Raw genomic sequence first — 13,568 nt, forward strand, 5'->3', positions numbered from 1 at the left:
TTGAGGTGGGAGGGGCTGCTCTATTTTGAGGGGGTTTAAACATTTGATTAAACCAGCTGTTTTCGCTATCTGTCCACCCGTTACCGGGAAAAAGCCGCGTTCAAAGTGGCGCTACGTGCTCACGTGCATCGCTCTTTGACGTATCCCGCAAGGCTTTCACCGCTTGCTGCATAGCAGCGAGCTCTTCGGGGGTTGGGGTCTGCTCCCGATAGCGATAGCGCTCATAACTATTTGTGATCGTAGCAGCAAGCTGGACAAAGGCCGAATCCCTTATTTGCTGCTGAAGCCTGCGGAAGTACTCCTGGCTGGTCTCGTAGCGATAGATCGGGTAACCGAGCGACGTCGTGTGCTGCAAAAATTGGTAGTACGCGTAACGAACGGGATCGTCTGCCGGACCAGGTGCCTTTTTAAACCACTCGCGTACATCCCACAGAGGGCGTGGATCTTCTTTGGCAGCAGAGCCAAGTGGCGACCAGACTGTCGAAGCTTCTGTGGAGGCTGCCTCTTTAGCCTGGGAGGCTTTTTGAAACCGCCTTTTCCAGATCGCCCGGGCGAGCACAGTCAGGACGACCAGTGAGAGTGCAGCGATCAGGTAAGGCTCCAGCAAGGAGATCAGCGGCTCTCCTGTCTCGACGGGCACGTATCCCTGATCTGCACCTGCTCCCTGATTTTCCAACAGATCATGGACGCGTTGGTCCTTACCCAGAGTACCTGCCAAGGCTTCGCTCCATGCAGCCAGCTGCTCCAGGATAGGCTTGACCAACCAGTACAGGCCGCTTCCTAGAGGGCCTTTCAGCCATGCCCAGAGGAACGCCAGCAGCCCCAGTATGGCAGCTGCCACCAGCATATAGCTCAGGGCCAAAAGGGAGTGGGCAGCCAGCACTTGTCCGCCAAGCTTTAGGCGAATAGAGGCTGGGAGTCGTGTGGTGACCGTTTCCGCGCGCGTCACATACTCCACCAGGCTTGTGAGCAGGTAGCTGCCGAGGATCAGTCCCAGCATCCAATAGTATATAGCAGGATCGAACATCTCGGCATGCACGGCGGTTCCATACAAGCCCGCTACCGTAAACTGAATGAGGCACAGCATGAAACCAAGCACAAATCTACGCAGCAGATTGGCGTGATTGATCCCTTCTGAAGCGACGGAATGAATGCGCCAAAAAAACAAGCCTGCCCCGAGCAGCGCGATCACCCAGGAATCAAAGGTCACGCACACTAGCAGCCCAACCCCGCCGACTACGGGATAAAGCAGGAAGTGGAGCAAGGGGCTTCGGCTTCCTTCGTGAAAGACAACACTGCCCAAGACGAACAGCAGGGAGGCCACAATACCAAACATCAGAAAATGGCTCAAGCTGACGGTCAGCCAGCCAAACATCATCGCAGCGCAAGCGAGCAGCAAGGCTTCGAGCCAAAAGGCAAGCGACCAACGGCCAATTGTCGTAACGCTCATCGTGCCACTCTCCTTCCATTCGCTGAGCGGCTTGTATCGAAACGGCGCAGCAGCAACTGCTCCTCAGAAAGGTCCAGTACAACTACCATGTGCCCGCGTCTGACCAACCGATCGATGGATTGTTCGAGATCGCGATCGAAGCGTGGCGTGACTAGCAGGATAGACTCACGGGAAGCAGAACCTTCCAGCCGACGAAGGATCACAGCTAGCGGAGTCGTAACGTAATGGTGCATCTGGGCAAGCTGAGTCATGACGTGCAGATGATGTTTTTTGCCGCTGCCGGCAGGGAGATGGTAGTACTCTCGCCCGCGCTGCTTCACACTGAGAAAAAGCTCGTAGCCGTGCGACCGCTTTCTGCAAAGGATAGATAAGGCTGCCAGACAAGAGATGGTCCGCTCATTGATCGCATCGTTATACCGTTGCTGCGATGGCTCATACGAGGGTAGGATATGCCCGATGATTCGCCAGTCTGGACGAGATGTATGTTCAAACAGCCGCGTTTCCAGAGACCCGGTTTTTGCCGTTGCTTTCCAGTGGATGTGCTTGAAGCGGTCTCCCGGAATATAAGCGCGAACGCCTCGCTGAAAGGTGACATCCTCTTGCTGGCGTTGATGAGAGAGCCTGCTGCCGTCCGGTTCGGTATCTGCTAGCTGGATCGGAGGCAAGGGCAGCGGCAACGGGTAGACCAGCAGCGAAAACGAAACAGGCAAGGAGAGCTGGCTTACTTCGTCTCCAAACAGGGGGAGCGAATCGGACTGAGCCTCAGTCAACCAAACGACTCCACGGACATGAGGGGTTAGAGTCAAGACGCGTTCTGCGCTCTGGCGAAAGGGCACATCCAGGCGAAGTCGCACGACGGTTCGTTGCTTGGTCTGGCGCACTTCGTCTGCTCCCTCGACAGTGACGTGTTCAGGCAAGGTAATGCGCAGCCAGGTAGCGGGAAGTGGCAGCCAGGAGCTGTTGTGCATACGGATCGTTACTCGCACAGGCGTCCCTGGCATGACGCGGCTTTGGTCCGCGATCCATTCGAGCTTGACCCATCTGCGCATATGCCGCATCCACCCGCTTTGAGCTGCTGGCATGAAAAAGAAAAGCCCGCCAAACAGCCAAAGAAACCAACTTCCAGAGAACAAGGCGAATAACAGCAGGAGAAAGCCGATTACGTGAAAGGTCGACTTTGTATTCATTGCCTACACGCTTTCTTCGACAGGTGTCGCTACGCTTTTCAAGATTTGCTCCACAATCTCAGATTCTGTCACATGCAGCTCTGCTTCCATCGAAAGGCGGATTCGATGAGTAGCGAGGCTCGGGAAAACCCATTTCACATCGTCTGGCAAAACGTAGGAGCGGCCAGAAAGAAAAGCAGCTGCCTGCGCGCAGCGAAGCAGAGCGAGCATCGCCCGTGGGCTCAGTCCGACCTCGACCGATCGGTGGGTGCGGGTAGCTTCTGTCAAATCAATCACGTACTCCTCTACTGCTTGACTCACATGGACGCCAGTCACTTCCTGCTGAAGGGCGGCGATCTCGTCTACGCGGATGACCGGTTCGATCTCGGTTAGCGGTGACTCGCTGCGGAAGCGCCTCAGAATCTCTCGGGAATCCTCCCGGGTGCCGTAACCGAGCGAAAGCTTAAACAAAAAACGGTCTAGCTGAGCTTCTGGCAATGGATAGGTTCCTTCAGATTCGATAGGGTTCTGCGTCGCGATGACGAGCATGACAGGGGGGAGCGGCAGCGTGATTCCTTCGATGGTGACTTGGCGCTCTTCCATGCCTTCGAGCAGACCGGATTGCGTACGGGGTGTAGCCCTGTTAATCTCATCCGCGAGCAAAACGTCGGCAAAAATGGGACCTTTGCGCAGCTCAAATTCTTGCGTGCGCTGGTTGAAAATGTGCAGACCGATTACATCTGAGGGCAGCAGATCTGCGGTAAATTGCAGACGGTTGTATGTTCCGCCGATTGCCTGCGCCAAAGTTTTGGCGAGAACGGTCTTCCCCATTCCGGGTAAATCCTCCAGCAGCACATGGCCGCGAGCGAGCAGGGCGGTGACGAGCAGGCGGATTTGTTCCTCTTTTCCGACAATTACCCGGTTGGCGGATGCGATCAGGTTATCTAGAGCAGCATGGGCCATGAGTATTCTCCTTTACAGACGTAAATTCAGGACGAAGCCTGAGTATTTATTATACAAGCCTCATCCTATTTTTGCCAAATGATACGATGAGCCTTGCCGATGCACATCATGTTTTGTCGAACATATGTAACTGTATAGATAGAAAGTGTTGATCTATCAGCGTTCGACATTTTTCATATATTGTCAATGTTTGACGTGATCAAGTACGATAGATATATAGTCCTAATTTTCCGTCGTTTTCAGGAAAAGGGGAATGGAGTACTGCCTGATGGGTTGGTTGTTAAAAGAATTTCGGCTCGCCGTCTATTTTCTGCAATGGGTGCTCCTTCTAGCTTTCTGCTTTTTCTATATGGACGCACCTGATTCAAGCTATCACTCGTTTGCTGTTTTCCTGGTCATCGCCGTAGCGTACGTCATCATTCTCTGCTATGCACTTCCACGAAAACGTTGGTTTTTGCTCGGACTGGTCGACATGGGAATGGCTTTGTTTTTCATCATGGAGACAGGCAAATGGAGCAGTCCCTTTATGCTCTACGCATACACTACTCTGCTATGGCTGTTGATGGTGCTGCGATTGGAGCAGGTGCTCCTGATTGTCATTCTATTTCTCTTGTCAGCTTCTCTACTGCAAGAATGGCTTCCCCTTACCATGGTTCCCACCGATATGGATTTCACCACACTGCGCTTGATTCTCGACATCATGATGTGGGCCATCATGGCGCTATGCATGTTTGCTTTACTGCGTTCCATGAAAAGGGCATATGCGAAAAGCTACCATCTGTTTTTGTTTTTGCAGAAAGTCGTATCCAGCCCCGCTATGAATCTATGCGCGGCTACCGAACAAATGGTACGGCGTGTTTTCCATTCAGAGCAGGCCTATTTATGTCTCTACCAGGATCGTGAAGGGGAAGGAGACTGGAAGAGAGAGTATTTTCTCAACACCTTGCTGGAAATGGGTGCAGATGAATGGAGTCATTTGACAATCCAGCTTCTGGACGATTACTCCGGTCGCAAGGATACATACGTCTGCATGCCTTTGAGTTTGGAGGGCGAGGCGTGGGGATGCCTGATTTTTTCCATCCCGGCCAAGCGCAGCATCCATCGGGGAGAACGCCTGCTGCTGCGGTTCATCTCCCTCATCGTGTGTCAGCAAGGAAGACAGCATCGAATTAAATATGATTTGGCTAAATCACTTCACGAGGAGATGCGCCGCAACCTGGCGCAGGACATGCACGACGGATTGGCGCAGCAGCTATTTTTTTTGTCAGCCCAGATGTATCAGCTAAAACGCTCACTTCCTGATGAGGTTAAGGTAAGCGTCGCCGAGCGGCTGGAACAAATCGAGGAACGGATCAAATGGTGCCACGGCGAAGTTCGCCATACGATTACGCATCTCCGTGAATTTCGAGAGTCCGAGCAGCTGTATGAAGCCATTGAGCAATTGCTGAAACGGATGACGAACGGTACAGATTTGCAGGTCCGTTTCACCTCAAAGGGACGAATGCTCGAAGAAGAGCTGCACGTGCTAAATGCGATTTACCGCATGATCGAGGAGGCGACTGCCAATGCCGTCAAGCATGCGCGGGCTCACGTACTGTCTGTAAGCGTGGAAGCATCTACGGTGCAGGTAAAGGTGCGGGTGCGCGATGATGGGATCGGCTTTGTTTCGGAAGAGAAGGGAAGAGAAGAGAATCGGTATGGGGTCGTGGGAATGAGGGAGCGTATTGCCCAAGTAGGCGGTACATTCCATATTCGATCCAAGCCAAACGAAGGAACGGAGATTTTGGCGATCATACCGAGAAAAGGGGTGGAGATGTATGGATAGTGTGAGGCTGCTGCTGGCGGACGATCATCGTATCGTGCGAGAAGGATTGAAAATGATATTGGAAAGTTCCCCACGCTATACGGTGGTGGAGGAAGCCAGTGATGGGGATGAGCTTATAGAAAAGGCGCTGGCGATCAAGCCCGATTTGATCGTTTCAGACCTGAAGATGCCGGGCATCTCGATCATCGATGGCTGCAAGCAGCTCAAGGATCAGTACCCGGATATGAAGGTATTGATCCTAACTGCATTTGACGAGAGTGAGGACGTATTTCGGGCGTTAGAGTCCAATGTCGATGGCTACATCATGAAGGACACCGTACCTGAGCAAATTTTGCATACGATGGACATGGTAATGATGGGATATTCGTGCTTCCAATCCAAGCTTCCCCGCAAGCGCAAAGAGGAGTCGGACATCGCTTTTACTGAGAGGGAACAGGAAGTGTTTCAGCTGATCGTCGATAACTTGAGTAATCTGGAAATTGCACAGCGACTGTACATCTCTGAAGCAACGGTCAAGACGCATGTCAGCAGCATCCTGCGCAAGACGGGACAGCCGAATCGCTCGCAAGCTGTACTGTACGCGCTGAAAAAAGGGCTGGTCAAGGTCTCGCCGTAAGCCAAAACAGTAAAGAGGGTCTATCATGAAGCCGAGGAAAAGAAGCAGGAACCACGCCAGTTATCTGGCAGATTCGATGTTTTTCTGGATATCGATACTGGTTAGTGCGGATGCAGGGATGGCTGTCCTTTTGCAAGCGCTGGGCATCATTACGATCCAATGGACAGCGATCGTTGGTTTGGCTGTCTGCGCGGCTGTCAGCTGGACGGTATATGTGCTGCACAAGCGTTATGTACTGCCAGAGGCGTACTCACTTCATGCCTCTGCTTTTTTGGGAGCTTCCTTGCTCCTGTTTTTCTGCTTGTATAATCCGCAGAATTTTAGTGGCTTGTGGACCGTTTTTATCCTTTATCCTATTTACCTTAGTTTCTTTTACGACAAAGCGCTGGTCATCGTATGGGGGGCTATTAGTTATCTGCTCTATGCGCTGAGTCTCGGAGTGGGACAGAGCGGTGAGTTTACGATGGATATCTTTTTTCATCTGACATTAGCAGCGGCAAGCGGGCTGTGCACCTGGCTTGGCTTTACAACGCTTCAAAACCGGATGGGCGATGCGAAGGAAGCCACGGACGCGCACAATCGAGAGTATGCCATCACGCTGCTCAATACGCTTGTACCGATCGTTGAGCGCAAGACCCAGACGAGCAGCCGGGAAATCGAGCAGATGAGTCGACTGATCAAGCGGATGCTGCGAGAATTTCCGGATGAAGATGTCAACGATTGGGAGATCAAGCTACTTTCTCTACTGCATTACGTCAGCCGGATCAAGTTTCCGGACTACGTATTTGAAACGGATGAGAAGCTGACGACGTTTGAATATCAGATCGTGCAGGAGCACTGCCAGTTTGGCTATGAAATGTTCCGGGATGATCCCGCCTTCTCCCGTGTTGTACAAGCACTGCAGGAGCACCATGAGCGTTTTGATGGGACCGGCTATCCGAAAAAGCTGAAGGGCTGCGATATCGTTCTATTGGCGCAAATCCTGGGAATCATCGAGAGTTTTCTGGCCATGACAACAACGCGGGCGTACCGGCAAACGGCTACGATCGAGGAAGCATTTGCAGAAATCTGCACGATGGCAGGAACAGCCTATGATGAAACAGTGGTCAAGGCATTTGCGAAATCTGTGCAGATTCATTCCCCTACCAAAGTCTCGCACGTACCTTCCAGAGTCGGATAGTCTCAGCCTGCTGGCTAAACCGAATCATCCTGTATGCGGATAGGCGTTTCCTCTTTACCTTGATAGAGTGTGTTGGTAAAGGGAGGGGGAGGCTGATGTTGCAAAAATGGTGCGCTCGTTGCAAGAACCACTCGTTCAGCAGCGGAGACTGGTATGAGTGGATATGTCCGTACTGCAACAAGAACCTCACCTTGCAAAAAGCAGTGCCTGCTGTCATCCGGTTTGTCCTGATACGCCCCTACACTCCCCGACGCTTTCAACAAAAGGATCATAAACCGAGTCGCTCTGACGAAAATACTGCCTGAGATGGGCAGTGTTTTTTGTTTTTCCACCTCCTCCTCCAGTATGAGAGGGCATCCACCTGATAGATAAAAATCTTCCTCCTTTCAAGCGTCAGGAGTCCCTCCGAGGGTGGAAGATAGACGGAGACGAACCTCGTACAATGAGGGAAAGAGGTGAGCTGTGTGGGGATGACTTGGGCAAAACGTATCGGTCTCGTGTTAGTTGCACTTCTTTTTTTATGGAATCTTTTTCTATACGCCAGCAGTCAATGGAACAACGATCACATCCCGGGATTGGGAAAATGGCGAGTCTTGTCCGTGCTGACGGGCAGTATGACCCCTACCATCAAAGCTGGAGATATGGTGATCGTAACGCGATATACAGGGGAAGTCCCAAAGACAGGCGACATCATCACGTATTGGAAGGACGACCAGACACGATCCCTGATTACGCACCGCGTCGTACAGCGTCTGGATAACGGCTACCTGCAAACCAAGGGGGATGCAAACCAGGAGACAGACGGAGGGTGGACAGACCCGAACCGATTGGTAGGAAAGGTTGTCGCTACGATACCTTTCGCAGCAGCTCTGCAGCAGTTGATCAAAGAGCCGCTGACGATGGTCTTCATACTCGCTGGATTTATTGGCTATCTCATTCATACCCAGCGTCGATCTGGCAGCAAAAAGGACAACAAACAAGCATCGATACAAACCGAGAAGTTGGAGGGGGATCTTACATGAAGTGGGAACAGGTGAAAAACTGGCCATGGAAGCGGATTGTTATAGGCACGGCATTTATTTCATCCATTGCCGCGAGCACCAGCTTTGGGACCTATGCGTATTTCACGAGTCAAGTAGATGATGCATCGACCTTTGCTGCCGGGAAACTGGAGATCAGCTTGGGGGGCGTTTCGAGTGCAAGCTTTCGGGCAGAAGGGGATCAGAAATTTTTACCAGGTGTCCGCGTTCAAAAAACAATGAGTGTCGAAAACAAAAGCGACGTTCCTGTGAAATATGCCTTGCTTGCAAAGAAGGCTGACGGGGACGATATCCTATACGATCAGCTGGTAGCCGAGATTCGGAGCAGTGACGATACACTGCTATATCATGGACGCGTCAGCAGTTTGACAAAAGCCAACGTCGTCATTCCTGAGTTGGATAAAGGGGAGGCTGACGATCTGAGCTTTACCGTTTATTTGCCAGAAAGCACAGGGAACGAGGTCCAGCAAAAGACGGCAGATGTCATTTTCGGCTTCCTAGCTACGCAGCAGGAGAACGGAGATTACTTTGCGCAAAGCGGGCCAGTGATGACCTTTACGCCACAGGACTTGAGCGGCAGTCAGCTGCTCGACACGATGAAGCTCGCGAAACGTGTTGGAGAAGAGGAGAGCGCCAAGCAAAAGGATGAATCGGCTGCGAAAGGCATGACCTTTGTACTGGCAGAAGGTTCGTATGATCTGAGTGGTTTGGAGTTGCCCAAACACATAACGTGGAAGGCTGCTCCTGGACAGGAAGGAAAGGTCATCATTCGGGCCGATGAGCTAGCGGTTCAGGAAGCGTCCTTTGACGGTATCCGTTTTGAGGGGCGGGGAACCGGTCTTCTGGTCGGCTCCAATGTGAGCTTCCGCAATTGTGTGTTTGGCAGCGGATTTGAGGAAGCCATTCGTACAGCAGGTGCTGAGGACAAGCAATCGGATGAGTCAGCAGAAGGCGGAAAATTCCTGGAAGGATTGACGGTGAAAGACAGCATCTTTGAAGGTGGCGGAGAAGGGATCGTGCTGAATCAGACCATCAAGGCCGTCTTGATTGCGGGTAACACCTTTAACGGTGGAAAGCACGCCGTCGTGATCGCCAATGACAAAGAATCACAAGTCCAGATCGTCGATAATGATTTCACCAAAGTCAGCCAATACGCGGTGGAAAGCGATGGAGTGCGGGTAGGTGATGGCATTGACGGATTTAAGGAGATCGAGGGAGAAGTCGTCGGGACGAAGAAGCTGGCTCTCCATTTGTACAAGGCAGACTTGTACCTGGAAAACAACAAGTATGGAAGATAAAGCGGGGCGTTCGAGGACGCACTCGCGGTCGAGATCAAAAGCACGTTTGGCGCCTATACGTGTACAGATTATGGGCAGCGTCTTTTTTCTGGGAGTCGCGCTGTCTTTATGGGGACCAATGGCCACTACCTACAGCTGGATGTGGCAGGAGGTCCAGGATGCGGGACACGAGTTTGCGGTCGGGATTCTTGATATTTCGGACAGCAGCTTCGGCAGCGAATGGCATGTCCTTCGGGGAGGCAACCAGGTCGTCGACTTGTCGAAAATGATTCCGGGAGATGCCCGACAGATCAAAGCGACCCTTTCTAAAGGCTCGAGCGACTTGGACTTTTCTTATAAGATCGTTGCACGAGTAAAAGATATCGGCAGCCCGGGGACAGGTGCGGCTCAAAAGCTGGAGGAAGTGCTTCGCGTACGCATTACGGAGGGACAGCAGGAAGTATATGACGGCCTCGTCAGAGATCTTCATCAGGATCAGCCGGGAATTTCCCGTTCCAATGGGACGGAGAGCGAGTTTCGGGCAAGCGAGGGGAATAAGACATTTTTCATCACGGTATATCTGCCAGAAGAAGGCGTCGATCATACCTACCAGTCTCTCGGAGGAGAGCTGGAGCTGCGCTTTTTGGCAAAGCAGGCAACATCGGATGCGATATACGCAGAGTAAGGGGGGAGCCACTTGAAGAGGCTGGCAGTGGGGTTGATGGCGGCAGCACTGATCTTGAACGCCGTACCCATGGATGGAACGTTTTCCTTTTTGACCAGTGAGAAGAAGCAGGTATCCCCCGTTTCAACTGGCACAAACGAGGACGTTTTCGTGACAGAAACCAAACAGATCGTTTTGAAATCAAAGGTCGAAAAACGCACCAAGATCAAGCGCACGGTAAACGCCGATGGCTCCTCCTCTGAGACAAAGGACAGCAGACTTGCCGTCTTCAACGGCGTACAGCGTGTCGTGTTCGTTCCGCAACGCGAGTCATTGGATTTGGAGCTAGCCAATTTAACCGTGACGGGAGACGCAGCAGGAGAAGTAACGATACAACGTGTCTACGATGAGAAGGACGACAAGGCAATCGTATTTGAAATAACTCATACCTATCAAAAGGCGTATGGCAAGAGAAAGAGCGAAACCGAGCGAGGCGAGCTGCAAGTAACGGCACTCGGCGGGTTCTATACGTTGAAGCTCCCGCTCACAATCAGTACCTCTTATCGCGAGTCGACGGACGTATCGGAGGAAGCAGTCCCGAGTCAGCCAAGTCAACCAGGTCAGCCGACAAACCCGACGGCGCCCGATACGCCAAATGCACCGGACACACCTGCTACTGAAGGAGACTCAACCCTGCCTGCGCAGCCGCCTTCTTCTGGTGTAGAAACACCCACGGAACCATCGACAGATCCAAGCGGCCCAGCACCGCCATCTTCAGAAGAGTCGGGGACAGTTTCTCCTGACTCGGACCTGCAGGAGTCCTCGCCACCCGGTTCCCCAAGTACCCCGAAGGAAACTCCTGCGGGAGAAACGCCCCCTCTTTGAGGATGAAGGAACGAAGGGCCGCACAAAATACCCCAAACTTGCCCAGCGAGCCTCTGCGCCCGTTGGGTCTTTTTTATGCTTCTGCGAGCATGTAAAAAAGGATGAGACGCGACTCATACTTTAGGATGATTCCATTCTAAACTGAGGAAGGAAGCCCGGATCAGAGGAAACTCGTAAAATGGACATAGACATCTGTTTAAGGGAAAGCGGGGAATGAAAGAGTGGCCATTTTGAAGAAAATCGTTTCTATCGCAACGTCTCTATTACTTGTTCTGGTGATTGCTCTTTGTGCATTTTTGTTTATAGGGAAAATGAATGGCGGGAAGACCGTGTTACTTGGCAACGAGATAATGGTGGTTCTTAGTGGATCAATGTCTCCAACTTTCAATACGGGTAGTATCGTAGGGGTCGGCCCAGTATCTTATGAGCAAATTAAGCAGGGTGATATTATCACCTTTAAGGACCCAGAAGGGCGTACAATCACTCACCGCGTTTTGGAAATAACAGAGAACGGTTTGGTCACGAAAGGAGACGCCAATGACGCGAAGGATACAGCTCTCGTAACAAAAGACCGTGTCATCGGTGAAGTTCAGTTTTCTGTTCCGTTGGTTGGTTACCTCATAGAGTTCGTGAAATCCAAAGTGGGTATGGTGGTATTCCTAGGAGTGCCGGGACTATATTTGATCGTAAGCCAGATTTGGAAGCTGTTGCGTATGATAAAAGAAAAGGAAGCAGCTGCAAACTAGCGGCTCATTATGCAGAAGACCCGATCATAGCGATTGGGTTTTTTCTATGCTTCTATGGGTAGCAGTGTCTATCATCCTTCAGTATGAGCTCATGAAACGAAGAGTTCTAGACGCAATTCATCCATGCCGTGCAAGAAAGATCACCCTCGTGCAGGAAGTTAGATTCTTCAGAAATCAGTAACATGAGAAATGTAAGGCACACCACCTAAACGGGTGCCACGATCTAATAAAAACCATTTATCGGGAGGAATTGTAAATGAGCTTGAAAAAACAATTCGCAGTAACTTTGGCATCTGTAGGATTGGGTGCTGCACTGATCGGTGGCGGAACCTTCGCACTCTTCACGTCCGAAGCGCAAAACACGGGCAACACGTTCGCAGCGGGTAGCGTGGAAGTGAGCCTGGATAAACCAGATGGAACCACTTACTTTAATGTAGAAAATATCGCACCTGGCGATAGCGAAACCAAAACGGTAACTGTGAAAAACAGCGGAACACTTGAACTGCGCTACGATCTTGGAGTTGATTTAACAGGCGATTTGGCCGCAGCTCCTAATGGACTGACTGTTAAGGTTACTGACAAAAATGGCAATGAAATCGCACCTGGACCAGATGGTAACCGAGTTCTGGCCGCAGGAGCTTCTGAGGAACTGAAAGTAACCTACACACTGCCAAAAGAAGCAGGGAACGAATATCAAGGCAAAGCAGCAACGCTCGGCCTGCAAGTACTGGCTGAACAAACAAAAAACAACTAATCACGCAAGTAGTGTCTTACATCAAATGAAAAGGGGTGGCTCTAGGGTCACCCCCTTATAATAGGAGGGTATTATTGTGAAGAAAATCGCTGTTTTGGCGGTCGCCGCTGTACTGGCAGTTGGCGGATCGATCGGAAGCGCAACCTACGCACTGTTTACGAGCGAGGCGCAAAATACTAACAACTCGTTCAAATCCGGTACATTATCCTTGAGCACACATCGCAATGACGTGCCGGTCGATGGCCCGATGTTCTATCAAAATGATTCCGCTGATGGAAGAATGGGGACAGGCTACTGGGCACCAAAAGATTCTCACACTCGCGCCATGTTCATCAAAAATACAGGCTCCCTGGATGCGAAGCTCACTCACATTACGGCTGTTCCAGCTGGGAATGAAACGGACGCTCTGAAGTTTGGGGAACAGGCGATGGTAACGGTAGCTTCTTTTAAAACATCCAACAACAAAGCTCTGGATACGACAGCTGCCGCGAAATTGAACGAAGAAGTAGACAAAGAATTCAAAAAACTGCTGAACGGAAACTTCTGGCAAAAACTGCAGGCAGTTGGACTTCAAGCCGCTACAGCAGAGGTAAGAGAAGAACTGCTTGATTGGACTTACCGCGTAAACAGTAATGGTGAATCCGTAACGGTAGGCATCTCGGATATCTTTATCGGTTCCTTGAAAGATCTGTACAATGGCGGCAGTGGGCAAGATACCAAGGTGCCAAATCTGATTCTCCCGGCTGGTCAAACCATGCAATTATCTTATACGGTTACTTTCCTCGATGACGCTGGTCAATCCTTCAAAAACAATGACATTCGCGGAACGACTGTAGATTTCGGATTCGTTAACAAGTTTGAACAAGTGAAAAACAATTAGTACGTAACAAACAATCCCCTGTGTGACACTTCCGACGTAAGCCCATTTCGCTGGGCTATGGATGGAAACACAGGGGATTGCCATGTTTACATACATATGACAAATCAGCTACTGAAATAGAA

At 51.2% G+C, this 13,568-nt stretch carries 14 protein-coding genes; 10 read left to right on the top strand and 4 right to left on the bottom strand.

Annotation, left to right across the window (positions count from 1 at the left end; all coding sequences use genetic code 11):
* Positions 1-100: 100 nt before the first annotated feature.
* From ACLIN2_RS02565 to ACLIN2_RS02575, 3 genes are read right to left on the bottom strand one after another with little or no spacing between them, the layout of a single operon-like run.
* Positions 101-1,450 (bottom strand): DUF4129 domain-containing protein, encoded by a 1,350-nt coding sequence (locus tag ACLIN2_RS02565; RefSeq protein WP_411503156.1) that lies wholly within the window; start codon positions 1,448-1,450, stop codon positions 101-103.
* On the bottom strand, positions 1,447-2,637 hold the full coding sequence (locus tag ACLIN2_RS02570; protein ID WP_411503157.1) for a DUF58 domain-containing protein: 1,191 nt from the start codon (positions 2,635-2,637) through the stop codon (positions 1,447-1,449). Before ACLIN2_RS02570 ends, ACLIN2_RS02565 begins: the two co-directional genes overlap by 4 nt.
* A 3-nt stretch (positions 2,638-2,640) precedes the next feature.
* Positions 2,641-3,579 (bottom strand): AAA family ATPase, encoded by a 939-nt coding sequence (locus ACLIN2_RS02575; protein ID WP_411503158.1) that lies wholly within the window; start codon positions 3,577-3,579, stop codon positions 2,641-2,643.
* A gap of 268 nt (positions 3,580-3,847) precedes the next feature.
* Here ACLIN2_RS02575 and ACLIN2_RS02580 point away from each other — a divergent pair, with 268 nt between their 5' ends.
* The 3 genes from ACLIN2_RS02580 to ACLIN2_RS02590 are packed head-to-tail and all read left to right on the top strand — an operon-like array spanning position 3,848 to position 7,200.
* Positions 3,848-5,404, top strand: coding sequence for a sensor histidine kinase (locus ACLIN2_RS02580; protein WP_310236341.1), 1,557 nt, complete (start codon positions 3,848-3,850; stop codon positions 5,402-5,404).
* Positions 5,397-6,020: a response regulator transcription factor gene (locus tag ACLIN2_RS02585; protein ID WP_310236339.1), complete on the top strand. Its 624-nt coding sequence runs from the start codon at positions 5,397-5,399 to the stop codon at positions 6,018-6,020. Before ACLIN2_RS02580 ends, ACLIN2_RS02585 begins: the two co-directional genes overlap by 8 nt.
* Before the next feature lie 25 nt (positions 6,021-6,045).
* The gene (locus ACLIN2_RS02590) at positions 6,046-7,200 is read left to right on the top strand and encodes an HD domain-containing phosphohydrolase (RefSeq protein WP_411503159.1); all 1,155 of its coding nucleotides are present in this window, start codon (positions 6,046-6,048) and stop codon (positions 7,198-7,200) included.
* 14 nt (positions 7,201-7,214) lie between these two features.
* Here the strand turns inward: ACLIN2_RS02590 and ACLIN2_RS02595 are convergent, their stop codons facing one another.
* A complete protein-coding gene (locus tag ACLIN2_RS02595; RefSeq protein WP_411503160.1) occupies positions 7,215-7,532 on the bottom strand; it encodes a hypothetical protein in 318 nt (105 codons plus the stop codon).
* Between the two features lie 138 nt (positions 7,533-7,670).
* Between ACLIN2_RS02595 and ACLIN2_RS02600 the strand changes: the two genes are divergently transcribed.
* The 7 genes from ACLIN2_RS02600 to ACLIN2_RS02630 all read left to right on the top strand — a co-directional run bounded on the left by ACLIN2_RS02600 (position 7,671) and on the right by ACLIN2_RS02630 (position 13,446).
* Positions 7,671-8,222: a signal peptidase I gene (locus tag ACLIN2_RS02600; protein WP_411504507.1), complete on the top strand. Its 552-nt coding sequence runs from the start codon at positions 7,671-7,673 to the stop codon at positions 8,220-8,222.
* Positions 8,219-9,538 (top strand): right-handed parallel beta-helix repeat-containing protein, encoded by a 1,320-nt coding sequence (locus ACLIN2_RS02605; RefSeq protein WP_411503161.1) that lies wholly within the window; start codon positions 8,219-8,221, stop codon positions 9,536-9,538. Before ACLIN2_RS02600 ends, ACLIN2_RS02605 begins: the two co-directional genes overlap by 4 nt.
* Complete coding sequence (locus ACLIN2_RS02610) at positions 9,528-10,202, top strand: hypothetical protein (RefSeq protein ID WP_411503162.1); 675 nt, start codon at positions 9,528-9,530, stop codon at positions 10,200-10,202. The genes ACLIN2_RS02605 and ACLIN2_RS02610 overlap by 11 nt, the downstream gene beginning before the upstream one ends.
* Positions 10,203-10,214: 12 nt before the next feature.
* Positions 10,215-11,066 (top strand): hypothetical protein, encoded by an 852-nt coding sequence (locus tag ACLIN2_RS02615; protein WP_092270781.1) that lies wholly within the window; start codon positions 10,215-10,217, stop codon positions 11,064-11,066.
* 230 nt (positions 11,067-11,296) lie between these two features.
* On the top strand, positions 11,297-11,812 hold the full coding sequence (locus ACLIN2_RS02620) for a signal peptidase I (protein WP_411503163.1): 516 nt from the start codon (positions 11,297-11,299) through the stop codon (positions 11,810-11,812).
* A 256-nt stretch (positions 11,813-12,068) separates the two neighbouring features.
* Complete coding sequence (locus ACLIN2_RS02625; protein ID WP_092270787.1) at positions 12,069-12,566, top strand: TasA family protein; 498 nt, start codon at positions 12,069-12,071, stop codon at positions 12,564-12,566.
* A gap of 76 nt (positions 12,567-12,642) precedes the next feature.
* Positions 12,643-13,446, top strand: a complete 804-nt coding sequence (locus ACLIN2_RS02630; protein WP_092270789.1) for a SipW-dependent-type signal peptide-containing protein — start codon at positions 12,643-12,645, stop codon at positions 13,444-13,446.
* The last annotated feature ends 122 nt before the right edge of the window (positions 13,447-13,568 follow it).

It is taken from the genome of Brevibacillus centrosporus, assembly GCF_046622605.1.
GTDB lineage: Bacteria > Bacillota > Bacilli > Brevibacillales > Brevibacillaceae > Brevibacillus > Brevibacillus centrosporus.